Raw genomic sequence first — 24908 nt, 5'->3', positions numbered from 1 at the left:
TTTCGATTAAGTCGGTGTTTTTTGAACCTCAGACAGCGAGGCCGTTAAAAACGGCTGCTTACTTCAGACCTTCCCTAAAGATATCGTCGCCTAGCCCTACGTCGATCAAATATTTGGGAATGTCGAGTCTTGTGCGACTTCTCTGTATGACTTCCCGATATGAATGTTCAAAAAATCAACTGGGTGGTGAAAAGAAGTCAGACAAATGAACAGGGTAAAAAACGCTGCTCTTTGCAAACACCAACGCCGCCTTCTGAAGCGGCTCTTCATTCGCTGTAGTAATCCGAACCGACACTGACATCAATCAGATACTTCGCCGTTTTCGGGTCGCGCTCATCACAGCGGGCGTAGCATTTGACGTTTAGCGCAAGACTGTATTTGTGAGGTATAAGGAGCATCACGATGACTACCTGATCGAACAACTGCCTTTGCAAAGCGTTTTTTTCTACTTCGCTGCCGACGGCTAACCAAGAGTTATCTTGTGGGTTGCGCGGTACCCAGCCCGAGTCTTTTAGCTTCCCCTGCAACTGAGTGAGTAAGGGAATCAGCTGATTGAAAGGCAAGGTCTCCAACATTGGAGAAGTTGTCATGGTCGAGACTTTACCTTCATCAAAACCAACGGCGCCAAACTTGGTTGCTGGTAGCGTAAAACCATGCTCAGGATCATCAAAATGGATGATGACTGGCTCTGATATCCATGTAGAACTAGGATGCGGTGGCGTGCTTGGATAAAAAGCGGTATTCGCAGGCACCGAAAACGTTGAGTCCTCAACGGTATCCTTGTAAGACTTCCCTATGTGCGCACTCAAAACTTCCGTATTCCAATTGAAGTAGGCAATACACAGCCCAATAACAATTGCACTCATGCTTATCAGAGATAGCCTGGTGAGTGGTTTCATCAGCGGATCCCTCCACCTTGAGATATTTCTGTAATGGATTGCTTTAGTTGGGCTTTTGAAGTGGGGTTTTTTAACAAGGCATCGAATTGTGTTGCAGCACGAAGTACGAATTCCATTCGTTGATCCTTGTTTGCCAGATTGGCCAATGGATTACTGCCGAAGGCAACCTTTCGCCCGTCTGCCGCTTTGCATTGACTTGCCAGAGTCAACTGGATTTCTTCTGCGGCTCCGGACAGCATCCCTGTGACTACTGATACGACATCTCCAGCATGGGTGCCGCGCATTAGGTAAGCGAATCGGGAATCGTCATACATCGCAGGTTGCAAAATGTTCAGCTGTTCATGACCGGCCATGAATTCGACGCTTTTGGTAATTCTTCCTTCATCTATGGCTTTGAAAGTATCGGTCACTTCTGCACGCGCTGCACCGAACTCTACTTTGTCAGCGATGGGCCACAGAACTTCATTTTTTAGTTGGTTGCGTTTGGAAAGACAGGCTTCCATTTCTTTGAAGCCCCGCACCATAAAAAACCGATGCAACGGATAAACATCCAGAAACAGCGAGGTATTACCGAGGGCCAGCATTTCATAAACGTAGTCCAACTGCTGCTGAACAGCGGAGCGGGAGTTGTCGCCGAAGGTAATATCCTCAGTGGGAAGAGGATTGGCCGCTTTGGCGTTCGCTAATTCTTTCTCGATTTCCGGATCAGTCTTGCTGAGCTTGAACCCAAACCCTTCGAAAAGGGTTTCCGACTTCCCCGTCCGCAATTTCTCCTGCGCCGCCTTCTGCGCCGCAATAGCCGTTTGCAACTTGGTCGCATGGATCAACCCACACCCCACCTGCTTCGAAGCAAACGCCGCCAACCCCGCCCACTGAAACCGGTTATCCGCCAGCCACAATTGTGCATAGGCCGCGTTGATCTTGCGGTTACGGGCTTGCGGGTCGGCAATCAACACGCCGCCCGGTGCGACCCACTCTTCGGCTTCTTTTTGAAACCTGCGCCACAGGCAATTACAGGTCAGTAATGGCACTTCAACGCGGGTTTTCGGGTTAGGGCCGCCCTTAGTGGTTTCGCGTTTGCAAACGGGGAGTTCGCAGGTGCTGTCCCAGAGTTTCTTCATGTCCAGGTCGTCTGGGGCCATGCATTGTCCAGTCATTTCATTCTTCCTTGAGGCGTCAGACAGTCCAGCGGACGACGGCGAGGTCGGGCTGCAGGGTAGCGACGCTTTGGGTCATGCCCTCCGCGTTGGTCTGGCCTTTGACGATCCGGCCTTCAGCGGTTTCGATTTCGTAGTCCTGTTGGGCAATCGGTTCGCCATTGCCAGCGCTGACGGCTTTGAATTCGACCAAAGGCTGGCCAATGATCGGCAAGGGCGGGATGAAGGGCGCAGGGGAATGAGAGTTGCCGATGATGACGTTGCCGGAGCCGCCAATCACCACACCGCCATGGCTGGTGGTGCTATCGAGCGTATGGCATTCAGGCCGTTGATGAACACGGTTGAAGAGAATCCACCGTTCAGGGCCTGGCCGCAGGTGCATGTGTCGCTGACCCGAGCGGCCGCAAGACCGTTGAAAAAGACATCGGGTGAGCCGCTGGCAATCGGGTTGGTGCCGTGGCCGGGAAGGGGACAGGTGGTCGGGTCCGTGAGGCGTGCAGCCGGTTTTCCAGACATATGCATTCCTTGTCATGTCGTTTGAAGCGAGCGAGGGACGCTAACCACCAAAGCTGGATGCGTCAACCTTTGGAGAAAAGCGGTTGGAAAGCATTCGGCTGTTTTGACGTGATTCACGCGTTTTTTCAGTGCGTGTTTAAAGACACCCGGCGTTACTTCTCGGAGGCTACAACACCTTGCGTCGTTGCCTACGGCTACGCCAGAATCCGCCGGCTTGTGCGCCTTGACCCTGGACTCTATCGTTTCCCTGCCACTGCCTATCAGTGGTCGGGTTTAGTAGCCCGTGGTGTTTTCAGTAAGGTGCAGAAGCGCTGTCAGTCAGATTTTTTATCTGAACTTGATGGTGGCTGTGCGCAGGGCGCTTCGGCGCGCCGGCAATGCTGATTCTCCCCGGTCTACTAACCTGCGCATGGCCGCCACCCTTCTTGTAGTAGAGATCGGTTAGCGGCTCCACTCAGGAGTAAATCAGCATATGTTCAAAGTTACACCCAACCCACCGGACATCGAGCCGGTCCCCCACGACTTCCCACCACGCAAACCCAGCACGATCTTCTTCATAGACCCCAAGGTCGATAACGAAACCCTGCTCGCTCACGCCTGTGAATCGTTGGCGTCGGCCAGCGTCATGGCCAGTGATCTTGCTGCACGAATGGAAGGCACACACCGCAACACCCTGCTGGGGATTCAGCAAAACATCATGTTGGGGGAGTTGGCGGTGAATCGAGTGCTGGATAACCTCGATCCGCCTGGGTAGCCACTGAGCAAAAAAAAGTGGGAGCGAGCCTGCTCGCGATGAGGCCGTCACATTCAACGTTGATGTTGAATGACAGGCCGCTATCGCGAGCAGGCTCGCTCCCACAGGTTTTGTGCACTGACTGGCAGCAGCCAGTGCACAGGTTCGGGTTATTGCCCCGGAATGTCCTTGCGCAGTTTCACCGGATCCTGCTGTTTGCGCTTTTTAGCAATCGCGGTGCGCATCTTGATGTTGATCGCTTCCACCGCCAGCGAGAACGCCATGGCGAAGTAGACGTAGCCTTTTGGCACGTGAACGTCGAAGGATTCGGCAATCAGCACCGTACCGACGATCAGCAGGAACGACAGCGCCAGCATCTTCAGCGACGGGTGCTTGTCGATGAACTCACTGATGGTGCCGGCAGCCAGCATCATCACCAGCACCGCAACGATGATCGCCGCGACCATGACCGGTACGTGGGAGACCATGCCGACGGCGGTAATCACCGAGTCCAGCGAGAACACGATGTCGATGATCGCGATCTGGATGATGGTGTAGAGGAAGTTGCCGCCCTTGCCACTCGGCTCTTCGTTCGTTTCGTCTTCACCTTCCAGCGCGTGGTACATCTCTTGCGAGCTCTTCCACAGCAGGAACAGGCCACCGAAGAACAGGATCAGGTCTCGCCCGGAAATGCCTTGGCCGAACACTTCAAACAAATCGGTGGTAAGGCGCATGACCCAAGTGATCGACAGCAGCAACAGGATCCGTGTGACCATGGCCAGCGCCAGGCCGAAGATCCGGGTGCGCTGCTGCATGTGTTTGGGCATGCGGCTGACCAGGATCGAAATCATGATGATGTTATCGATACCCAGGACGATTTCCAGGGCGGTCAGGGTAAAGAAGGCAACCCAGATTTCAGGGTTGGTCAGCCATTCCATGTGTATTCCTTTGAGCGAGTGTTAAACCACAAAAGGCCCGGCTTCAAACAGCGAAGCCTGGACCCTTTGTGGTGAGTCTTGGGCTTATAGAGTGCTGAACAGCGGAAAAATCCCCATCAGCAATGCGGCTACCAGTATGCACATGCACACCAGCACTGCCCATTTCAGGGTAAAGCGCTGATGGTCACCAAAATCGATACCGGCCAGGGCCACCAACAAGTAGGTCGATGGTACCAGCGGGCTCAACAGGTGGACGGGCTGACCGACGATCGAGGCACGTGCCATTTCAACCGCGGTTATACCGTAATGACTGGCGGCTTCGGCAAGTACTGGTAACACGCCGTAATAAAATGCGTCGTTCGACATAAAGAACGTGAACGGCATGCTCACCAGCGCGGTAATCACGGCCAGGTACGGGCCGAGGAAATCAGGAATCACCGCCAGCAGGCTTTTCGACATCGCATCGACCATGCCGGTGCCCGACAGGATACCGGTGAAAATGCCCGCCGCGAAGATCAAACCGACCACCGCAAGTACGCTGCCAGCGTGAGCCGCGACGCGATCCTTCTGCTGTTGCAGGCAAGGATAGTTGACGATCATGGCAATACTGAACGCCACCATGAACAACACCGGCATCGGCAACAGACCGGCAATCAGGGTGCACATCAGGCCCAGGGTCAGGGCGCCGTTGAACCAGATCAACTTCGGACGACGGGCATCCGGGAATTGCGAAACGCTGATTTCACTGTGGTCGATTTCATCGCCCACCAGGTGCAGTTCACCCAGACGCGCACGCTCGCGTTTGCCGTAGAAGTAGGCAATCGCCAGGATTGCCACCACGCCGAACGCCATCGCTGGAATCATCGGAACGAAAATGTCGGACGGGTCCACATGCAGCGCACTGGCCGCACGGGCAGTCGGGCCGCCCCATGGCGTCATGTTCATCACGCCACCGGCGAGGATGATCAGGCCGGCCATGATCCGCGGGCTCATGCCGATGCGACTGTAGAGCGGCAGCATGGCGGCCACGCAGATCATATAAGTGGTTGCGCCGTCACCGTCGAGGGAAACGACGAGCGCCAGTACGGCGGTGCCGACCGACACTTTCAGCGGGTCGCCCTTGACCAGTTTGAGGATCTTGCGCACGGCCGGGTCGAACAGGCCGGAGTCGATCATCAGGGCGAAATACAGAATGGCAAACATCAGCATCACGCCGGTCGGCGCCAGCTTGGTGATGCCTTCGAGCATCATCGGGCCGATCTTCGGCGCGAAACCACCGAACAGGGCGAAGACGATAGGAATGATGATCAGGGCGATCAGCGCGGACAGGCGCTTGGTCATGATCAGGAACATGAACGTGATGACCATGGCGAAGCCAAGGAAAGTCAGCATGGGAATACTCCAGGCGTAGCGCGGCTAGGGAATGGGCGAACCGGGTGGGTCAGCGCAGAACGGGAAGCACGAGGCGTACGGGCGGAGTTGCAGCGAAGCGGCGGGTAGCAGAGGACATCAGAATCACCATTGTTGTTGTTAAATGGGCTGTGCGAGCGATAAAACACTGGCATTGGCCGACCGGTCTTTTGCCGGCAGTGGGGGCGATCCTAATCGGGGAAGCTTTCACCCAGCTTTCGCTGATGAAAGCATTGACCGGATGTGCAACCGGTCGTCGGACTGGGGAAGAGAGGGCGACCGAGTTGCGGGCATCGCTAACAGGCTCGCTCCCACACTGGATCTGTGTCGTACACAAAACCAATGTGGGAGCGAGCCTGCTCGCGAAACCGTCAGTAAATACGCATCAGGAGGTAAGGTCATGAGCGAATTTCACACCGGCGGCTGCCACTGCGGACAGCTGCGCTATCAATTCAGCGGACCTTTGCACGACATCGCCCACTGCCATTGTTCGATCTGCCGGCGCGTCAGCGGCGGGATCGTGACAACCTGGATCACGGTTCCCGTATCGGCCTTTAAATGGCTGAAAGGGACGCCGGCGCAGTACGAATCTTCAACCACCTGCGTGCGCTATTTCTGCCCGAACTGTGGGGCGCAACTGGCGTTGATCACACATCTGAGCCCCGAGAGTGTCGACGTGACCATCGCCACCCTCGATCACCCGGAGCAAGCCCCGGCCGAGCGTCACATCTGGACCCGCAGCCATTTACCCTGGCTGCACTTGGACGAACATTTGCCCGGCGAAGCCGAAGAAAACCTCTGATCAAAAAATAGACAGGTCCAGCGGCCGGATTGCGCCCATCCAGATCGCGTGCTCGGTGTGGTCCAGCAGATCGTCGCCGGTGTCCGGGTGCAGAAACACCACCAAACCCTTGCGGTTGAGCGCCAGCCACGGCAGCACTTCGCCGATCAGCTCCGGCCCGAACGCCAATTGGCAACTCCAGTCCGGATGCGGACCCACGGGACGTTCATGCACGCGGCCCATTTTCAGCGGGAACACCTGCGCGGCGTGCTCACACAGCGCTCGCGCCTGGTCAATGCTCGTGGCGTCGAAATAGACATGGGCGTGGTAACCCTTGATCTGTTGCATCTGAAACCCTCTGAAACCCAGTCGAACCCTCACCTATTCCCACAGGTCACACGCCATATACGTTGTGAACAAGGAACCTCAGCCATGAAAAATGCCGAAACCCCGGTGGTCAAAGTGGTGCTTTATGGTGCCATGAGTAGCCTGGGCAGTGCGCTGATGGCTGAAATGCTACGGCGTCAACATGAAGTGATCGCGATTCTGGATGACCTGACGGCGCTCCCACCGCGCCCAGGATTGCGCACCAAGACCGGCGATCTGTTCGAGGCCGAACGCGTCAAGCAAAGCGTAGCGGGGAGTTCGGTGGTTATTTGCCTGCTGGATGCCCCCGGATTGCCATTCAATAGCGAGACCGTTGAAAAAACCATCGTTCCAGGCCCGGTCGAACAGGTGTTGGCCGTGGACGCGCTGATCGAGGGCATGCAGGCGGCCGGTATTGCCCGGCTGTTCCTGGTGGGGGATTTTGCCGAACTCGACGACACAGAGGCTGAAGCGCTGGACCCCCTTCAGCGGCATGCCGCCGAGGAAATCCTTGATGCACTGCAAAGCAGTGCCTTGCACTGGACCCTGGTCAATGCGCCTCGCGGAGTGCCGGGGCTGACGATTGAACATTTCAGCCACGTCAGCAGCAGCCTTGAACCGGGCCTGGCCGAACCGCTTGAACGGTTGAACCGCGTGGCCGTAGGGATTGCCGATGAGCTGCGGCTGAATCTTCACGTTCGCGAGCATGTGAACTTCGTTTCGACCGACCCTACACGGCGATAGACGGCAGCGGTAAACCATTCAGCGATTGGGCGCTGCTGGCCTGCTCAGCCATCAACCAGTCCACAAATTGTTGGATCAATACCCCACGCCGTTTTCGCTGGGGCAAAACCACGTAGTAGCCGAGCCTGGAAATCACCGTGTCGGCTATCGGTCGACACAACAAACCTTGCGCCAGCAAGTTATCCACAAGGTGCCGCCAGCCGATTGCAACACCCTGACCACCAATCGCCGCTTGAATCAGCAACGTGTAATTGTCGAAGCGCAATTGCCCGGGGGCCGGGGCCGATGTAATCCCTAACTCGCGAAAGACGCCGCTCCAGTCAAACCAGTTGCTGCTGTTTTCGCCGCGCAGGTGCAGCAGTGGAAATTCCAGCAATGACTGGGCCGGCAAGGGCAGGGGACGATCCTTCAACAGCAGCGGGCTGCAGACCGGAAACACTTCTTCGCTGAACAGCCAATGGCTTTCGCCCTGCTTGAAGCGGCCATCCCCAAACAACACCGCCACATCGATATCAGTGCGCAGCATGTTGTGATTGCGCTCGCTGGTGACCAGGCTGACGTCGACGTGGGGATTGGCTTTATGAAAGCGGTGCAATCGGGGCATCAGCCAATACGCGGCAAAAGCGAAATCCGTGGCCACCTGCAAGACTTCATGTTGATGCTGTGTGCTGATCGCGCTTAATCCGGCATCGATATTCTGCAAACCGAGCTGAACCTGCTCGAAAAGAATGGTCCCGGCCTCAGTCAACTCAATGCCACGGTAAATGCGATCAAACAACCGCGCGGTGAGTTGTTCTTCCAGGCGTTTGATCTGCTGGCTGACGGCGGGCTGCGTAGTGCCCAGCTCTACCGCTGCGGCGGTAAAACTGCGATGGCGGGCCGCCGCTTCAAACGCTCGCAGCAGGTCCAGCGACAAACTTCCAAGGGCGTCATACATAAGCGGTGCTTATCCTAGTCATTGCCGTGCATGGGCTTTACCACAAAGTGCCTGGACTCCATGCTCGATCGCAGCACTCTCGCATAAATATTCACTATGGAATGCCGCGATCACATGAAGCGCAAGAATATTCTTTTCATCATGGCCGATCAGATGGCCGCGCCAATGTTGCCGTTCTACGGTTCCTCGCCCATCAAATTGCCCAATCTCAGCCGCCTCGCCGCCGAAGGCGTGGTGTTCGACGCCGCTTATTGCAACAGCCCACTGTGCGCGCCGTCGCGTTTCACCCTGGTCAGCGGTCAATTGCCGAGCAAGATCGGCGCCTACGACAACGCGGCCGATTTCCCCGCCGATGTACCGACTTATGCCCACTACCTGCGTCGCCTCGGCTACCGCACAGCGCTGTCGGGCAAGATGCATTTCTGTGGCCCGGATCAACTCCACGGCTATGAAGAGCGCCTGACCAGCGACATCTACCCGGCCGACTACGGCTGGTCGGTGAACTGGGATGAACCGGACGTGCGTCCGACCTGGTACCACAACATGTCTTCGGTGCTGCAGGCCGGGCCGTGCGTGCGCACCAATCAGCTGGATTTCGACGAAGAGGTGGTGTTCAAGGCCCAGCAATACCTGTTCGATCACATTCGCGAGGATGGCGACCAGCCGTTTTGCCTGACCGTGTCGATGACGCACCCACATGATCCGTACACCATTCCCAAGGCTTTTTGGGACATGTACGACGATGCCGACATCCCGCTGCCGGAAACCCCGACGCAAACCGAACTTGATCCGCATTCCCAGCGTTTGCTCAAGGTGTATGACCTGTGGGACAAGCCGCTGCCTGTGGATAAGATTCGCGATGCGCGTCGTGCTTATTTCGGAGCTTGCAGCTATATCGACAGCAACGTCGGCAAACTCCTGCAAACGCTGGAAGATACCGGGCTGATCGATGACACCATCATCGTCTTCTCCGGCGACCACGGCGACATGCTCGGCGAGCGCGGCCTCTGGTACAAAATGCATTGGTTCGAAATGGCCGCCCGCGTACCGCTGTTGATCAGCGCACCGGGACAATTCGGCGCCGGGCGGGTCAGTGCTGCGGTTTCCACCGCTGATTTGCTGCCAACCTTTGTAGAGCTGGCCGGCGGTTCGCTGGAGCCGGGCTTGCCACTGGACGGTCGTTCGCTGGTCTCGCACCTGCAAGGGCAGGGCGGTCACGACGAAGTCTTCGGCGAATACATGGCCGAAGGCACCATCAGCCCTTTGATGATGATCCGCCGTGGCGCTTACAAATTCATCTACAGCGAAGATGACCCTTGCCTACTCTTCGACGTACACAACGACCCGCGCGAACAGGAAGAACTCAGCCAATCGCCGCAACATCGGCCGCTGTTCGAGGCGTTTCTGTCTGAAGCACGGGCCAAATGGGACATTCCGGCGATCCACCAACAGGTGCTCGCGAGCCAGCGTCGCCGGCGATTCGTCGCCGAGGCGCTGACCATCGGCAAGCTGAAGAGCTGGGATCACCAGCCGCTGGTAGACGCCAGTCAGCAATACATGCGCAACCACATCGACCTCGACGATCTGGAACGTAAAGCACGTTATCCACAACCCTGCCAAAACCAATAATGTTAAGGGGAAGTCCATGCAAAAGTTATCCACAGTACTGACGGTCGGGCTACTGGCTCTGGGCAGTGCATCGGCCTTTGCCGATCAGAGCTGCGACACGGTGAAAATGGCTGATCCGGGCTGGAGCGACATCGCTGCGACCAACGCCATCACCGGGTTTCTGCTGGACGGCATGGGCTACAAGGCCAAGGTCGACACCCTCGCGGTGCCGATCACCTTTGGCGGGCTGAAGGATGGCCAGGTCGACGTGTTCCTGGGGAACTGGATGCCGGCGCAGCAGGGCTTCTATGACAAATTCGTCGCCACGGGTGATGTCACCCAACTGGCGAAGAACCTCGACGGCACCGAATTCACCTTGGCCGTCCCGGATTACGTGTGGGACGCGGGTGTGCATAACTTTTCCGACCTGAATAAATACGCCGACAAGTTCGACAAGAAGATCTACGGCATCGGTTCCGGCGCCCCGGCGAACATCTCGCTGCAAGAGATCATCAAGAAGAACGACTTCGACATGGGCCAGTGGAAACTGGTCGAGTCCAGCGAGCAGGCCATGCTGGCCGAAGTGTCCCGCGCGGTGAAGAAACAGAAGTTCGTGACCTTCCTCGGCTGGACGCCGCACCCGATGAACGTGCAGTTGAAAATGCATTACCTGAAAGGCGGGGAGAAGTATTTCGGCGACACCGGCAGCGTTTATACGCTGACCCGCAAAGGTTATGCACAGGCCTGTCCGAACGTCGGCAAGCTGCTCACCAACCTGAGTTTCACCCAGGAGATGGAGAACAGCATCATGGCCGAGGTGGTGAACAAGAAAATCAGCAATGCCGAGGCGGCCAAGGCGTGGATCAAGGCCAACCCTGCCGTGCTGGATAAATGGCTGGATGGCGTGAAAACCGTGGATGGGAAAGATGCGTTGCCGGCGGTAAAAGCGAAGTTGTAAGGGTTGCCTGTGGCGAGGGAGCTTGCTCCCGCTGGGCTGCGAAGCAGCCCTAAAAATCTGCGAGCGCTTCGCTCACGAGCGGGAGCAAGCTCCCTCGCCACAATGTTCACCCCGTACTGATACCCTTGCGCAAAACTCCACCCGAGAGGACCCATGGCCTTCCCCAGCCGCCATTCACTCTTTCCCTTCCTTTCCTGGTTGCCCCGGCAAACCCGCGCCAGCGTCGGGCGTGACCTGATCGTTGGCCTCAGCGGCGCCATTCTTGCGCTGCCGCAATCCATTGCCTACGCCCTGATCGCCGGTCTCCCGCCGGAATACGGCCTGTACGCCGCGATCATTCCGGTGCTGATCGCTTGTCTCTGGGGTTCGTCGTGGCATTTGATCTGTGGTCCTACAGCGGCGATATCCATCGTCCTGTATGCCAGCGTCAGTCCTCTGGCCGTTCCCGCGTCAGAAGACTACGTCACCCTGATCCTGCTTCTGACACTGCTCGCCGGCATTTTCCAGTGGCTGCTCGGATTGTTGCGCTTTGGCGCCCTGGTGAATTTCGTTTCTCACTCGGTGGTGCTGGGCTTCACCCTCGGCGCGGCGGTGGTGATTGCCATCGGCCAGTTGCCGAACCTGCTGGGGCTGGACCTGCCCAATCAGTCCACGGCGCTGGACAGCTTTTTGATGGTGTTCAAACACCTCGGCGACGTGGATAAACCTTCGCTGGTGCTGGGGCTGGCCACCGTCGGGGTGGGCGTGATCCTGAAATTACTGCTGCCACGCTGGCCGACGCTTTTGATCACCTTGGCGCTGAGCGGACTGCTGGTGTGGTTCTGGCCATCGATGTTTGGCCATGTGAAGTTAGTCAGTGCGTTTGTCGGGCGGCTGCCGCCCTTCAGTCCGCTGCCGCTGGACCTGGATCTGATCCTTCGCCTGCTGCCCAGCGCCGTGGCGGTGGGGATGCTCGGGCTGGTGACGAGCCTGTCGATTGCCCGTTCCTTGTCGGCACGCTCCCAGCAATTGCTCGACGCCAATCAGGAAGTACGCGCCCAGGGTTTTTCGAACATGGTCGGTGCGTTTTTTTCCGGCTCGCTGTCAGCCGGTTCCTTCACCCGCTCGGGCCTGAGTTACGAGGCGGGTGCCTGCTCACCGCTGGCCGGGGTATTTTCAGCACTGTGGGTGGCGCTGTTCGCCATCTTCGGCGCGGCGTTGATTTCGCACATTCCGATCCCGGCCATGGCCGGGAGCATCCTGTTGATCGCCTGGGGATTGGTCGATCATCGCGGCATCCGCGCGCTGTTGCGGGTCAGCCGCGCCGAGTTCCTGGTTATGGCGCTGACCTGCGTGGCCACGCTACTGCTGGAGTTGCAGACCGCGATCTATGCCGGGGTGCTGGCGTCACTGTTCTTTTACCTCAAGCGGACTTCACAACCGCGAGTCCAGCATTGGCGCGAAGGCGATGAAGACATTCTGCAGGTCGGCGGGTCGATCTTTTTCGGCGCCAGCCATTACCTGCAAGTGCGCCTGCAACGGATGCACGGCGCGCGTGTGGTGATCGAGGCGCAGCAGATCAACTTCATCGACTATTCAGGGGTGGAAATGCTGCACCAGGAAGCGCGGCGGCTGCTCAAGCAGAATCGCAGCCTGACGCTGCGCAGCGCGCGGCCGCAGGTGGTGGAGGAGTTGAGGAAGCTTGAAGGGGCGGAGAAATGCCCGATCCGGTTTGAGGACTAACACACCACTCTGATGACGAACGCATAACTTTTGGCGAGGGAGCTCGCTCCCGCTGGGTTGCGAAGCAGCCCTGAAAATCTGCGAGCGCTTCGCACCCGAGCGGGAGCAAGCTCCCTCGCCACAAAGAACTACAGCGCCAGTTGGCGGCGTAGTTCGGCCAGCACCGGCGCTGTATCCGGCCGCACACCGCGCCACAGGAAAAACGCTTCTGCCGCTTGCTCAGCGAGCATCCCCAATCCATCCATCGACACCGCCGCACCGTGTTCAGTGGCCCAGCGGCAGAACGAGGTCGGCTCCTTGCCGTACATCATGTCGTAGCACACCGTCTTGCCCGGTTCGATCAGGCTGCTGGCAATCGGCGGTACATCGCCTGACAGACTCGCCGACGTCGCGTTGATGATCAGGTCCACCGACTCTTGCAGCCAGTCAAAACCGCTGGCCGACACCGGCCCCAGGTCCGCGAACAATTCCGCCAACAACTCGGCTTTCTCGACGGTGCGGTTGGCGATAATTACCGAAGCGGGTTGCTCGGCCAGCAACGGCTCCAGCGCACCGCGCACCGCGCCGCCAGCGCCGAGCAGCAGGATACGTTTGCCCTTGAGACTGAAACCGGCGTTGACCGTCAGGTCCCGCACCAGTCCGGCGCCGTCGGTGTTGTCACCCAACAACGTGCCATCGGCGAGTTTGCTCAGGGTGTTCACCGCGCCTGCCCGCTGCGCCCGTGCCGTCAGACTGTTGGCCAGGCGATAAGCCTCTTCCTTGAACGGCACCGTCACATTCGCCCCGCGACCTTCGAGGAAAAACGTCTTGGCGAAGTCGGAAAAGTCTTCGAGTGGCGCCAGCGAGGTGCTGTAGTCCAGTTGCTGAGCGGTCTGCTCGGCAAACAAGCGGTGGATCAGCGGCGACTTGCTGTGACCAATCGGGTTACCGAATACGACGTAACGGTCCATCAGAACTCCTCGTTCAGGCCTTGGCCAACCAATCGCGGTCTTGCAGGAAATAGTCGGTCAGGCGAGCTTCTTCGCTGCCCGGCTCGGCTTTCCAGTCGTAGCCCCAGCGGACTTGCGGGGGCAGGGACATGAGGATCGACTCGGTGCGCCCACCCGATTGCAGGCCGAACAGCGTGCCACGGTCGTAGACCAGGTTGAACTCGACGTAGCGGCCACGGCGAAATTCCTGGAATTCACGCTGTTTGGCGGTGAACGCATCGTTCTTACGGCGCTGCACGATCGGCAGGTAGGCCTCGATGAAGGCGTCACCGATGGCGCGCATGAAGGCGAAGCTGGTGTCGAAGTCCCACTCGTTCAAGTCATCAAAAAACAGACCGCCGATGCCCCGTGGCTCGTGGCGATGCTTGATGTGGAAATAGCTGTCGCACCAGGCCTTGTAGCGCGGATAGACGTCCGGGCCGAACGGCGCACAGGCCTGCTCGGCGACGCGGTGCCAGTGCACGCAGTCTTCTTCATTGCCGTAATAAGGAGTCAGGTCGAAACCGCCGCCGAACCACCAGACCGGTTCTTCACCTTCTTTTTCAGCAATGAAAAAGCGCACGTTGGCGTGGGAAGTCGGCACCTGCGGGTTGTGCGGGTGAATCACCAGCGACACGCCCAGGGCTTCGAAACCACGGCCGGCCAGTTCCGGGCGATGGGCGCTGGCGGAGGGTGGGAGCCCGCTGCCAAAGACGTGGGAAAAGTTGACGCCACCCTTTTCGATGACCGCGCCGTTTTCGATCACACGCGTGCGACCGCCACCGCCGGCAGGCCGGGTCCAGGCGTCTTCGACGAATGCCGTGCCGCCGTCTTCGGCTTCAAGGGCTGCGCAAATCCGGTCTTGCAGGTCGAGCAGGTAGGCTTTTACGGCCTCGGTGCGGGTCGTCATGTCATCACCTTGAATCGGGCAAAACTACGCGGCGCTCCATCGGAGCAGGGGCCGGCGCAAATGGGCGCGTAGCATAACATCGCAGATGGGCCTGCCGCAGTTGACGAAGGTCAAGCTTAGGAGTCCGATAGGGAGCTTCGCAAATGACCTAAGGAGAGTTCTGATGGCAAAGCGTATCCAGTTCCGCGCCCATGGCGGCCCCGAAGTGCTCGAGTATGTCGACTATCAACCCGCCGAGCCCGGCCCGCAGCAGGTTCGCGTGGTCAACAAGGCCATCGGCCTGAACTTCATCGACACTTACTACCGCAGTGGTCTCTATCCGCTGCCCGCCCTGCCATCGGGCCTGGGCTCGGAAGGTGCGGGCGTGGTCGAGGCGGTGGGCAGCGAAGTGACCCGGTTCAAGGTCGGCGATCGTGTGGCTTACGGCAGCGGCCCGTTGGGCGCCTACAGCGAGGTTCACGTTTTGCCGGAGGCCAACCTGGTGCACTTGCCGGACGCCATCAGTTTTGAACAGGCCGCCGGTGTGATGCTCAAGGGCCTGACCGTGCAATACCTGCTGCGTCAGACGTATGAACTCAAGGGTGGCGAAACCATCCTGTTCCATGCCGCCGCGGGCGGTGTCGGATCCCTGGCCTGCCAATGGGCGAAGGCCTTGGGGGTGAAGTTGATCGGCACGGTCAGCTCGCCGGAGAAAGCCGCACTGGCCAAAGCCAACGGCGCATGGGCGACTATCGATTACAGCCACGAAAACGTCGCACAACGGGTGCTGGAATTGACTGACGGCAAAAAAGTCCCGGTGGTGTACGACGGCGTCGGCAAGGACACCTGGCTAACGTCGCTCGATAGCGTGTCACCACGGGGCCTGGTGGTGAGCTTCGGCAATGCGTCCGGCGCAGTGGACGGGGTGAACCTGGGGATTTTGGCGGCGAAGGGCTCGTTGTACGTGACCCGGCCGACGCTGGCGACCTACGCCAATAACGCAGAAAACCTGCAGCGCATGGCCGATGAGCTGTTTGAGATGATCATCAGCGGCAAACTTAAGGTGGACGTCAGCCAGAAGTATCCGTTGGCTGAGGCGGCGAAGGCGCAGACCGAGTTGTCGGCGCGGCGGACGACTGGCTCGACTGTTCTGCTGCCTTAACATCAAACTGTGGCGAGGGAGCTTGCTCCCGCTGGGCCGCGAAGCGGCCCCTCATATCTTTAAAAGAACGGGACTGCTGCGCAGTCCAGCGGGAGCAAGCTCCCTCTCCACAGGTGTTACTGCGGTCTTAATCCGGGCGAATGACGTTCCCGGTCGCGACATCGCGAATCACGCTCGGATTCTTGCGCCCACCCAGATTCCCGCCCAACACGTAGTCCACTTGCCCGCGGAAATACTGCTCGACGCGAATTCGCGTCCGCGCCGCTGGCCGGCCCTGAGGGTTAGCCGAGGTCGACACCAGCGGCCCGACCACCGCGCACAGATCCCGCACCAGCGGGTGGTCGCTGACGCGCAGCGCTACGGTTTCATGCACGCCGGTAATCCACTGCGGCAACAGATTCTGATGCGGCACCAGCCAGGTATTCGGCCCCGGCCAAGTGCTGGCCATGCGGTCCATCCACAGTTCCGGGAAGTCTTCGAACAGGAAGTCGAACTGACGAATATTGTCGGCTACCAGAATCAGGCCCTTTTCCACAGACCGGCCCTTGATCATCAACAGACGATAGACCGCTTCTTCATCCCACGGATCGCAACCCAGGCCCCAGACCGCTTCGGTTGGATAGGCAATTACTGCCCCTGCGCGAACGGCTTGTGCGGCTTGTTGCACGCGCCAACTGTTGACCATGAAAAACTCTCCGGAATAAGGCTCTGCGCAGTTTACCGATCTTCCTTATAAAACCTAGCTCACCCGCGCAAACCAGCGCCCGCTTTCGCACACCGCCCGGCCGTCCATTTCCAGCTCCGTCAACGCTGCCAGCACTTTGGACAAGGCCCAGCCACTGCTGACCGACAACGCTTCGCTGGTGTGGGGCGCGGCGTGAAGCAACAGGAGCAGTGGATGAGTGGGTGCTTGCAGCGTCTCTGTGGACAACGGCAACCGTTGCCAGCCGCGCAAGGCTTCGAGGATATGCTCGGTGGTTTCCACCAATACCGCACCGTCACGGATCAGCTGATGACAACCCTTGGCGCCAGGGTGGTGGATCGACCCTGGAATCGCATACACCTCGCGTCCTTGCTCCGCCGCCAGCCTCGCCGTTATCAATGAACCGCTGGCGACACTCGCTTCGACCACCAGCACCCCGAGGGATAAACCGCTGATGATCCGGTTGCGCCGGGGAAAGTTTCCGGCACTGGGGCCGGCATCCAGCGGGAACTCGGAAAGCACTGCGCTGCCCGAGGCGATCATGGCGTCCGCCAGCCGCCGATTGCGCTGTGGATAAAACTTTTCAAGTCCCGTGCCAAGGACCCCGACCGTTCGCCCGCCCACGTCCAGCGCGGCTTGATGCGCGGCGGCATCGATGCCTAGCGCCAGACCGCTGGTGATGACGAAACCGGCGCCGGCCAGGCTGCGCGAAAACGCCGCCGCAGTGTCCATGCCCGGTCGCGAGGCGCGCCGACTGCCGACCATCGCCAATTGCGGTTTTTCCAGAATGTCGGGATCGCCTGCCACAAATAACAGCGGCGGCGCATCGCTGATTTCCGCCAACAGCGCCGGGTACTCAGGCTGGTCCCACATCAATAAATGCTGGCCCGGGCGCTCTAGCCAGGCCAATGCGTGGGCCGCGCCATCGCGTACTTCATTGACGCGCCGTGCCTCGGCGCACGCCAGCGGCAAGCCCAGCGAACGCCAGGCGCTGGCGGGCGCGCTGATGGCTTTGGACGCCGAGCCGAAGGCTTCGAGCAATTTCTTGAAACGCGCCGGGCCGAGTTCTGGCAATCGGTGCAGACGTAAACGAGCTTCCAGTTCCGCAGGGGAAACCGGTGTGACGGCAGACAGCGACATGGATCATCCTTGATCGTTATGAGCCCCGTTCAAACGGGAATAAGCTGTGGATAACTCTGTTGGTAACTTGTGGAGCCTGCTTACGGATTTCGCACCTTATCCATCACCGCCAGAGAGCGCGATGCGTTGAGTACCAGCCCGTAACTGAGCTTGTCGTAAGTGCGGAACACCATCAGCAAACCGGCACGCTCATCGGGGATTTTCAGTGGCTGGCCAGTGATCCGGTCGCGTACGGTTTCACCGGTTTTCATCACCACCAGCACGTTGCCTTCGGCCAGGCCATCACGCTGACCTTTGTTCAGGGTAACCACATCCAGCGCGCCAATCTGGGTAACCCCGCGCGGCACATCGATGATCAAGCCATTGATCTCGGTTTTTGGCGCACTGGGCATGAAGGTCGAGTTGATGGATCGTTCTTCACCGCTGAACAAACGGTCGCCGAGACGCACTTCTTGAGTCGTGCGTTGCAGTGCCAGGGTGGCGACGTCGCCCTCGGTGGCCACAATCTCGCCACCGCCGATGTCATCAGCATTGATCCCCAAAAACTCTTTGCTATCGGGATCGGTGTAGACCTTGCCCTGGCGGAAGATGCCGTAGACCGGCTGGTTCGGGTCGAAATGGCCACGGGCGAAAATGCGGTCACCGGTGCCACTGAGCACGCGTTCGGCATCGCCGGCGACGATATAAGGCGCCTTGTCGAAGTCCTCGACCTTGTCGACGATGCGGTTGCTCAGCAAAAAGCTGTTGATCGATTGCAGCGGAATGCTCGGGATCGCATCGGCCACCGACGAGCTGCGCACCCGAGGCGAGAGCTTGATGGTGCCGCGCGAAGCACCGCGATTGAGGGTCAGGCGGGGCTGGCCGTTGACATAGACCAGCGACAGCGAGTCGCCGGGATAGATGAGATTAGGGTTTTCGATCTGAGGATTGGCTTGCCACAGTTCCGGCCACTTCCACGGCTCCCGGAGGAATTTTCCGGAAATGTCCCAGAGAGTGTCACCCGTCACCACGGTGTATTGCTGTGGAAAACCTTCCTTGAGTTGCACTTGCCCGTGCGCCAAACCGGCCGAGGCCAGAAGGAGCAAGGCGAGTAGTGATTTCCTCATGCGGTGAATCCCTTTATTATGTGTGTTCGCGTGAAACGCCAGAGCCCTCGTGGCTCGCTCCTGACTCTTTGATAAAAGAAAAGGAGCTACGCTTCACAACGGTAGCCTGCATCTTCGGACCTGCCAGGCCATCGACCCGACTTTACCTCACACGTGCAGCAATTAAGCTTATGGCCATTTTAGACATCCTCGAATTTCCCGACTCGCGCCTGCGCACTATCGCCAAACCTGTGGCCGTAGTGGACGACGAAGTGCGTCAGTTGGTCGATGACATGTTTGAAACAATGTATGAAGCGCCAGGCATCGGCCTCGCCGCGACCCAGGTCAACGTGCACAAACGTATCGTCGTGATGGACCTCTCCGAAGACCGCAGCGAACCACGGGTGTTCATCAACCCCGAGTTCGAACCGCTGACCGACGAGATGGAGCAATACCAGGAAGGCTGCCTCTCGGTGCCGGGCTTCTACGAAAACGTCGATCGCCCGCAGAAGGTCAAGGTCAAGGCCCTGGACCGCGACGGCAAGCCTTACGAACTGATTGCCGAAGGTCTGCTCGCCGTGTGCATCCAGCACGAATGCGACCACCTCAACGGCAAATTGTTCGTCGACTACCTGTCGAACCTCAAACGCGACCGAATCAAGAAGAAACTGGAAAAGCTCCATCGCCAGAACGCTTGATGCCCTTCTTTCAAAGGCTTGCTGCGGCAAGCCTTTTTCTTTTCAGAGATTGCTCCCATGACTGAGCCACTGCGCATCGTCTTTGCCGGCACCCCGGAATTCGCCGCCGAACACCTCAAGGCCCTGCTCGCCAGCCCTTACGAAGTCGTCGCGGTTTACACCCAGCCGGACCGTCCGGCGGGCCGTGGGCAAAAGCTGATGCCAAGCCCGGTCAAGCAACTCGCGCTGGAACACAACATCCCGGTGTTGCAACCGCCAACGCTGCGCAACGAAGACGCCCAGGCTGAACTGGCCGCACTCAAGCCGGACTTGCTGGTGGTGGTCGCCTATGGCTTGATCCTGCCGCAAGCGGTGCTGGATATTCCGCGCCAGGGTTGCATCAACAGCCACGCTTCGTTGCTGCCACGCTGGCGCGGGGCGGCGCCGATCCAGCGTGCAGTCGAAGCAGGCGACAGTGAAAGCGGCGTGACCGTGATGCGCATGGAGCTGGGCCTCGACACCGGGCCGATGCTGCTGAAAGTCACCACGCCGATCACCGCCGAAGACACCGGCGGCAGCCTCCACGACCGTCTCGCCGAAATGGGCCCACCGGCCGTGATCCAGGCGATTGCCGGCCTCGCCGCCGGAACGCTGGAAGGCGAAGTGCAGGATGACAGTCTTGCAACGTATGCTCACAAATTGAACAAAGACGAAGCACGCATCGACTGGAGCCGTCCGGCGGTTGAGCTGGAACGCCTGGTCCGCGCGTTCAACCCTTGGCCGATCACCCACAGCACGCTGAACGGCGAAGCGTTGAAAGTGCTGGCCGCGAGCCTCGCTGAAGGGCAGGGCGCACCGGGGCAAATCCTCAGCGCCAGCAAGGACGGCTTGCTCGTCGCCTGCGGTGAGCAAGCGCTATGCCTGACCCGTCTGCAATTGCCCGGGGGCAAGGCGCTGAACTTCAGCGACTTGTTCAACAGCCGTCGTGAGAAATTCGCCGTCGGCACCGTGCTCGGTCAAGCGGCGGACGCTCAATGAATCCACGTCTGGCCGCCGCCAAGGCACTTGCCGCTGTTCTTAACGGAAAAGCCTCACTCAACAGTTCGCTGCCGACACAAATGGACAAGGTTGAAGACCGTGATCGCGGCTTCACCCAGGACCTGGCCTTCGGCACGGCGCGCTGGCAACCACGTTTGTCGGCGCTGGCGGCCAAGTTGTTACAGAAGCCGTTCAAGGCTGCGGACGCCGATGTCGAGGCGCTGCTGCTGGTCGGCCTCTATCAATTGCTCTACACCCGCGTCCCGGCCCACGCCGCCATCGGCGAAACCGTCGGTTGTGCCGACAAGCTGAAAAAGCCTTGGGCCAAAGCCTTGCTCAACGCCGTGTTGCGCCGCGCCCAGCGTGAAAGCGAAGCGTTGCTGGCCGAGCTGGAACACGACCCGGTGGTGCGCACCGCCCACCCGCGCTGGCTGCAAAAATCCCTCAAGGCATTCTGGCCTGAGCAATGGGAAGCCATTTGCGCGGCGAACAATGCGCATCCACCGATGATTCTGCGGGTCAACCGCCGCCATCACGCCCGCGACGCTTACCTTGGGCTGCTGACTGAGGCCGGCATCGCCGCTACGCCGTGCGTCTACAGTCAGGACGGCATCATTCTCGAAGCTGCCGCCGACGTGCGCAGCCTGCCAGGCTTCGCCGAAGGCTGGATCAGCGTGCAGGACGAAGCGGCGCAATTGGCCGCCGATCTGCTCGGCCTCGCGCCGGGCCAACGGGTACTGGATGCCTGCTGCGCACCGGGCGGCAAGACCTGCCACATCCTCGAAGCCGAGCCAAAACTGGCGGGCGTCGTGGCCGTGGATCTGGAAGCCAAGCGTCTGGTGCGCGTGCGCGAGAACCTCGCACGCCTGGGCCTGAGCGCCGAGCTGATCGCCGCCGACGGCCGCGACACGGCGACCTGGTGGGACGGCAAACCCTTCCAGCGCATTTTGCTGGATGCGCCATGCTCGGCGACTGGCGTGATCCGACGTCACCCCGACATCAAGCTGACTCGCCAACCGGATGACATCGCTGCACTCGCGGTGCTTCAGGGCGAGCTTTTGGACGCCATGTGGATAACTCTGGAAGTCGGCGGGATTCTGCTTTACGCCACCTGCTCCACGCTGCCGACCGAGAACACTGAAGTCATCGAAGCCTTCCTCGCTCGCACGCCGGGTGCGCGTGAACTGGACCTCGCCACGGCGGCCGGTATCAAGCAACCTCACGGTCGCCAGTTGCTGGCCCAGGAAGGCGGCCACGACGGGTTCTACTACGCCAAGCTGATCAAGATCGCCGCCGCGCGCGGTTAACCGGTTTATAAGGGAGTGACTGGATGAAAATCATCATCCTCGGCGCAGGCCAGGTCGGCGGTTCGCTGGCAGAACATCTGGCCAGCGAGGCCAACGACATTACCGTGGTCGACACCGACGGCGAACGCCTGCGCGACCTCGGCGATCGGCTGGACATCCGTACCGTGCAGGGCCGCGGCTCGTTGCCGACGGTGCTGCGTCAGGCCGGCGCGGACGATGCCGACATGCTAGTGGCAGTAACCAACAGCGACGAAACCAACATGGTGGCCTGTCAGGTCGCCCACACCCTGTTCCATACCCCGACCAAGATCGCCCGGGTCCGCGAAGCCGCGTACCTGACGCGCTCCGAGCTGTTCGATAACGAAGCAATTCCGGTTGACGTGCTGATCAGCCCGGAACAGGTTGTCACCAATTACATCAAGCGCCTGATCCAGCATCCGGGCGCGTTGCAGGTGATCGACTTCGCCGAAGGCAAAGCGCAACTGGTGGCGGTGAAGGCCTACTACGGCGGACCGTTGGTGGGCCAGCAACTGCGCCAGTTGCGGGAACACATGCCCAATGTTGAAACCCGGGTTGCAGCGATTTTCCGCCGCGATCGGCCGATCCTGCCCCAGGGCGATACGGTGATCGAGGCGGATGACGAAGTGTTTTTCATTGCCGCCAAGGCAAATATCCGCGCGGTGATGAGTGAAATGCGCCGTCTGGATGAAACCTACAAGCGCATCGTCATTGCCGGTGGCGGGCAGATCGGTGAACGCCTGGCCGAGGCGATCGAAAGCCGCTACCAAGTGAAGATCATCGAGATGAACCCGGCCCGCTGCCGCCATCTCTCGGACACCCTCGACAGCACCGTGGTGTTGCAGGGCAGTGCTTCCGACCGCGACTTGCTGATGGAAGAGAACATTGCCGACGCAGACATCTTCCTGGCCCTGACCAACGATGACGAAGCCAACATCATGTCCTCGCTGCTGGCCAAGCGCCTGGGTGCGAAGAAGGTGATGACGATCATCAACAATCCGGCTTACGTGGACTTGATCCAGGGCGGCGATATCGACATCGCCATCAGCCCGCAACTGGCAACCATCGGCACGCTGCTGGCCCACGTGCGGCGCGGCGATATCGTCAGCGTGCACTCATTGCGCCGCGGCGCGGCGGAGGCCATCGAGGCGATTGCACATGGTGATGAAAAGTCGAGCAAGGTGATTGGCAAGGCGATCCAGAACATCGGTTTGCCGCCGGGGACGACGATTGGCGCGATCATTCGTGATGAAGAGGTGATCATTGCGCATGACAACACGGTGATCGCGGCGGGCGACCATGTGATTTTGTTCCTTGTGGATAAAAAGCATATTCGGGATGTGGAGAAGCTGTTCCATGTGGGGCTCAGCTTCTTCTGATCCGAGGACCTCTTCGCGGGCAAGCCTCGCTCCTACAGGTCCGAGGCGTGCCCATAATTGGCGAATGCTCCAAAACCGTAGGAGCTAGGCTTGCCCGCGAAGGCAATTTCGAACTCCACACATAAACAAAGGTGTTGCCCGATGCTCGAATCCCTGGAAAAAATGCTCGCCAAGGGTGTGGATAACTCATTGCTGCGCTTCGGCCTTGGCAAGGGTTATCTGGATCTTGGGGAAAACGCCAAGGCCGCCGAGCATTTCCAGCGTTGCGTCGAGTTCGATCCAAAGTATTCGGCGGCCTGGAAGTTGTTAGGCAAGGCCCATCTGGCACTGGCCGACTTTCCAGCTGCGCGTCAGGCGTGGGAGCAGGGCCTGGAAGCCGCCCGTGCGCATGGCGACAAGCAGGCAGAGAAGGAGATGACGGTGTTTCTGAAGAAGCTTGAGCGTCAGGCGCACTGATCAGAGGTAACGCAGGCCGATGCCATCGGCATCGACCAGCACCACTTCCATGCGCACGCGTGGCGCACCGGTGGGCAAGCCCTGTACCTGTCCAAAAACCACCGCGCCTTTAGGCAACGACGACAAGCCGGGATGCTTGACGTAGACACTCGTGGCCGACAGGTTACGTGTCTGACCGAGGCATTCGCCGAAGCTTTCGTGAGTGATCTTGATGCGAAACGATTTGCGGTGCTCGGACATCTTTTGCGCCCTTGTATGAACCGTTGTGGATAACCTGCCCCCTGTGGGAGCGAGGCTTGCCCGCGAAGAGATCATTACATTCAACATTGATGCTGGATGCTATATCGCTTTCGCGGGCAAGCCTTGCTCCTACAAGTTATCCACAGATCATGCCAATCAACTCAATACCAACGCTCTTCACCGGGTGGCCGCTTCTTGAAGCGCTTCATGCTCCACATGTACTGGCTCGGATAGGCCCGCACATACCGCTCGACCACCTGACTCATGGCTGCGCACGACGTTTCGGTATCGGTGCTGTACATGGCTTCGGGCGCGGCTTCCAGGATCACTTTGTAACCTGAACCGTCCGGCAGGCGCAGGGCATGCAAGAACACGCCGACCGCTTTACCGCCGGCGAGCATGTTCGGTACGAACTTGCTGGTCAGCGCCTGGGTGGCGAAAAAAGGTACGAATATCCCAGCGGATTCGGCTGGTTCCGGGTCAGCGGGAATACCCACTGCACCACCTTTGCGCACTTCCTTGATGACGCTGAGGATGCCTTCCTTGGTGGAAGCGGCCACGCGGTTACCCAATTGCACCCGCTGTTTGCGCAGCAGATCATCCACGGCTTTCAGTTTCGGCGGTCGGTAGAAAATGATCGGTTTGCACTGGTTGCAATAGAAGTGGTTCAACACTTCCCAATTACCCAGGTGGCTGGTGATGCCGACCACGCCCTTGCCGGAGGCGAGGGCGTCCTTCAACACATCGAGCCCTTCGACTTCACGCACCAGATCGATCGAACGCTGGGCCGGCCAGATCCAGGCGCAGGCGCTTTCGGTCAGGGACTTGCCGATGTCTTTCAGGCTCTGGCCGACCAGACGCTCGCGTTCAGCCGGGTCCATTTCGGGGAAGCACTTGGCGAGGTTGATCCGCACCACATCGCGGGAACGGTTGGGTGTTTTCCACATGACCCAGCCAATGGCCGAGCCCACGGCTTGCACTGCCCGCCACGGGAGCAGGGCAAACAGCCGCAGAGCGCCTACCAGCAAGGCGCCTTTAAACTTATCCACAGGTCACTCCTGATCTTGTGCGGTGCGC

Annotated in this window: 25 protein-coding genes and 1 pseudogene; 12 read left to right on the top strand and 14 right to left on the bottom strand. The window is 59.3% G+C overall.

The features are described from left to right. Window positions 1-266 precede the first annotated feature (266 nt). From AC1ROI_RS32995 to AC1ROI_RS32985, 3 genes and pseudogenes are all read right to left on the bottom strand, one after another. A complete protein-coding gene (locus AC1ROI_RS32995; RefSeq protein WP_083375355.1) occupies window positions 267-899 on the bottom strand; it encodes a hypothetical protein in 633 nt (210 codons plus the stop codon). Beyond that, a complete protein-coding gene (locus AC1ROI_RS32990) occupies window positions 899-2056 on the bottom strand; it encodes a DUF2515 family protein (RefSeq protein WP_102594690.1) in 1158 nt (385 codons plus the stop codon). Before AC1ROI_RS32990 ends, AC1ROI_RS32995 begins: the two co-directional genes overlap by 1 nt. A 19-nt stretch (window positions 2057-2075) precedes the next feature. Beyond that, window positions 2076-2572, bottom strand: a pseudogene (locus AC1ROI_RS32985) (PAAR domain-containing protein). A gap of 472 nt (window positions 2573-3044) precedes the next feature. On the opposite strand from AC1ROI_RS32985, the gene AC1ROI_RS32980 reads away from it, so the two are divergent. Then, window positions 3045-3326, top strand: a complete 282-nt coding sequence (locus AC1ROI_RS32980; protein WP_102594689.1) for a DUF6124 family protein — start codon at window positions 3045-3047, stop codon at window positions 3324-3326. A gap of 149 nt (window positions 3327-3475) precedes the next feature. On the opposite strand, the gene AC1ROI_RS32975 is transcribed toward AC1ROI_RS32980, so the two are convergent. Together AC1ROI_RS32975 and AC1ROI_RS32970 are read right to left on the bottom strand one after the other, a co-directional pair. Beyond that, entirely contained in the window at window positions 3476-4243 is a 768-nt protein-coding gene (locus AC1ROI_RS32975) for a TerC family protein (protein WP_010465551.1), read from the bottom strand. 84 nt (window positions 4244-4327) lie between these two features. After that, window positions 4328-5635, bottom strand: coding sequence for a CitMHS family transporter (locus AC1ROI_RS32970; protein ID WP_017341736.1), 1308 nt, complete (start codon window positions 5633-5635; stop codon window positions 4328-4330). A gap of 418 nt (window positions 5636-6053) precedes the next feature. Here AC1ROI_RS32970 and AC1ROI_RS32965 point away from each other — a divergent pair, with 418 nt between their 5' ends. Next, window positions 6054-6455, top strand: coding sequence for a GFA family protein (locus AC1ROI_RS32965; RefSeq protein WP_102594687.1), 402 nt, complete (start codon window positions 6054-6056; stop codon window positions 6453-6455). Here AC1ROI_RS32965 and AC1ROI_RS32960 read toward each other — a convergent pair whose 3' ends face one another. Then, window positions 6456-6782 carry a DOPA 4,5-dioxygenase family protein gene (locus AC1ROI_RS32960; protein ID WP_010465544.1) on the bottom strand — a complete coding sequence of 109 codons (327 nt, stop codon included), beginning with the start codon at window positions 6780-6782 and terminating at the stop codon, window positions 6456-6458. An 84-nt stretch (window positions 6783-6866) separates the two neighbouring features. On the opposite strand from AC1ROI_RS32960, the gene AC1ROI_RS32955 reads away from it, so the two are divergent. Continuing rightward, the gene (locus AC1ROI_RS32955) at window positions 6867-7544 is read left to right on the top strand and encodes an NAD(P)-dependent oxidoreductase (RefSeq protein WP_010465542.1); all 678 of its coding nucleotides are present in this window, start codon (window positions 6867-6869) and stop codon (window positions 7542-7544) included. Here the strand turns inward: AC1ROI_RS32955 and AC1ROI_RS32950 are convergent. Then, window positions 7531-8481: a choline sulfate utilization transcriptional regulator gene (locus AC1ROI_RS32950; protein ID WP_077748841.1), complete on the bottom strand. Its 951-nt coding sequence runs from the start codon at window positions 8479-8481 to the stop codon at window positions 7531-7533. The genes AC1ROI_RS32955 and AC1ROI_RS32950 overlap by 14 nt on opposite strands. A gap of 114 nt (window positions 8482-8595) precedes the next feature. On the opposite strand from AC1ROI_RS32950, the gene betC reads away from it, so the two are divergent. The 3 genes from betC (at window position 8596) to AC1ROI_RS32935 (ending at window position 12769) form a co-directional block, all read left to right on the top strand. Further along, window positions 8596-10110: a choline-sulfatase gene (betC, locus tag AC1ROI_RS32945; protein ID WP_010465537.1), complete on the top strand. Its 1515-nt coding sequence runs from the start codon at window positions 8596-8598 to the stop codon at window positions 10108-10110. 16 nt (window positions 10111-10126) lie between these two features. After that, the gene (choX, locus tag AC1ROI_RS32940; RefSeq protein WP_010465535.1) at window positions 10127-11047 is read left to right on the top strand and encodes a choline ABC transporter substrate-binding protein; all 921 of its coding nucleotides are present in this window, start codon (window positions 10127-10129) and stop codon (window positions 11045-11047) included. Window positions 11048-11200: 153 nt separating this feature from the next. Next, the gene (locus AC1ROI_RS32935; protein ID WP_010465533.1) at window positions 11201-12769 is read left to right on the top strand and encodes a SulP family inorganic anion transporter; all 1569 of its coding nucleotides are present in this window, start codon (window positions 11201-11203) and stop codon (window positions 12767-12769) included. A 128-nt stretch (window positions 12770-12897) separates the two neighbouring features. On the opposite strand, the gene aroE is transcribed toward AC1ROI_RS32935, so the two are convergent. Together aroE and hemF are read right to left on the bottom strand one after the other, a co-directional pair. Beyond that, window positions 12898-13719: a shikimate dehydrogenase gene (gene aroE, locus AC1ROI_RS32930; RefSeq protein ID WP_102594686.1), complete on the bottom strand. Its 822-nt coding sequence runs from the start codon at window positions 13717-13719 to the stop codon at window positions 12898-12900. A gap of 13 nt (window positions 13720-13732) precedes the next feature. After that, entirely contained in the window at window positions 13733-14647 is a 915-nt protein-coding gene (hemF, locus tag AC1ROI_RS32925; protein WP_010465529.1) for an oxygen-dependent coproporphyrinogen oxidase, read from the bottom strand. A gap of 163 nt (window positions 14648-14810) precedes the next feature. Here hemF and AC1ROI_RS32920 point away from each other — a divergent pair, with 163 nt between their 5' ends. Beyond that, window positions 14811-15788: an NADPH:quinone reductase gene (locus AC1ROI_RS32920; RefSeq protein WP_102594685.1), complete on the top strand. Its 978-nt coding sequence runs from the start codon at window positions 14811-14813 to the stop codon at window positions 15786-15788. 127 nt (window positions 15789-15915) lie between these two features. On the opposite strand, the gene tsaC is transcribed toward AC1ROI_RS32920, so the two are convergent. The 3 genes from tsaC to AC1ROI_RS32905 all read right to left on the bottom strand — a co-directional run bounded on the left by tsaC (window position 15916) and on the right by AC1ROI_RS32905 (window position 18737). Beyond that, entirely contained in the window at window positions 15916-16473 is a 558-nt protein-coding gene (gene tsaC / locus AC1ROI_RS32915; protein ID WP_010465525.1) for an L-threonylcarbamoyladenylate synthase type 1 TsaC, read from the bottom strand. A 54-nt stretch (window positions 16474-16527) separates the two neighbouring features. After that, on the bottom strand, window positions 16528-17631 hold the full coding sequence (dprA, locus tag AC1ROI_RS32910) for a DNA-processing protein DprA (RefSeq protein WP_102594516.1): 1104 nt from the start codon (window positions 17629-17631) through the stop codon (window positions 16528-16530). A gap of 80 nt (window positions 17632-17711) precedes the next feature. Continuing rightward, a complete protein-coding gene (locus AC1ROI_RS32905) occupies window positions 17712-18737 on the bottom strand; it encodes a LysM peptidoglycan-binding domain-containing protein (RefSeq protein WP_102594517.1) in 1026 nt (341 codons plus the stop codon). Between the two features lie 170 nt (window positions 18738-18907). On the opposite strand from AC1ROI_RS32905, the gene def reads away from it, so the two are divergent. The 5 genes from def to AC1ROI_RS32880 all read left to right on the top strand — a co-directional run bounded on the left by def (window position 18908) and on the right by AC1ROI_RS32880 (window position 23591). Continuing rightward, window positions 18908-19414: a peptide deformylase gene (gene def / locus AC1ROI_RS32900; RefSeq protein ID WP_010465519.1), complete on the top strand. Its 507-nt coding sequence runs from the start codon at window positions 18908-18910 to the stop codon at window positions 19412-19414. Between the two features lie 57 nt (window positions 19415-19471). Further along, complete coding sequence (gene fmt, locus AC1ROI_RS32895) at window positions 19472-20431, top strand: methionyl-tRNA formyltransferase (RefSeq protein ID WP_102594518.1); 960 nt, start codon at window positions 19472-19474, stop codon at window positions 20429-20431. Next, on the top strand, window positions 20428-21738 hold the full coding sequence (gene rsmB / locus AC1ROI_RS32890; RefSeq protein WP_102594519.1) for a 16S rRNA (cytosine(967)-C(5))-methyltransferase RsmB: 1311 nt from the start codon (window positions 20428-20430) through the stop codon (window positions 21736-21738). The genes fmt and rsmB overlap by 4 nt, the downstream gene beginning before the upstream one ends. A 23-nt stretch (window positions 21739-21761) precedes the next feature. After that, a complete protein-coding gene (gene trkA / locus AC1ROI_RS32885; RefSeq protein ID WP_010465514.1) occupies window positions 21762-23135 on the top strand; it encodes a Trk system potassium transporter TrkA in 1374 nt (457 codons plus the stop codon). 141 nt (window positions 23136-23276) lie between these two features. Continuing rightward, window positions 23277-23591: a tetratricopeptide repeat protein gene (locus tag AC1ROI_RS32880; protein WP_010465512.1), complete on the top strand. Its 315-nt coding sequence runs from the start codon at window positions 23277-23279 to the stop codon at window positions 23589-23591. Here AC1ROI_RS32880 and AC1ROI_RS32875 read toward each other — a convergent pair whose 3' ends face one another. After that, window positions 23592-23831, bottom strand: coding sequence for a pilus assembly protein PilZ (locus tag AC1ROI_RS32875; RefSeq protein WP_102594520.1), 240 nt, complete (start codon window positions 23829-23831; stop codon window positions 23592-23594). 161 nt (window positions 23832-23992) lie between these two features. Then, entirely contained in the window at window positions 23993-24880 is an 888-nt protein-coding gene (locus tag AC1ROI_RS32870) for a lysophospholipid acyltransferase (RefSeq protein WP_010465508.1), read from the bottom strand. Window positions 24881-24908 lie beyond the last annotated feature (28 nt).

The sequence above is a fragment of the Pseudomonas sp. GW823-FHT02C02 genome (assembly GCF_058797635.1).
The sequence above is the reverse complement of the archived record's forward strand: the minus strand, read 5'-3'. Positions and strand labels throughout refer to the sequence as shown.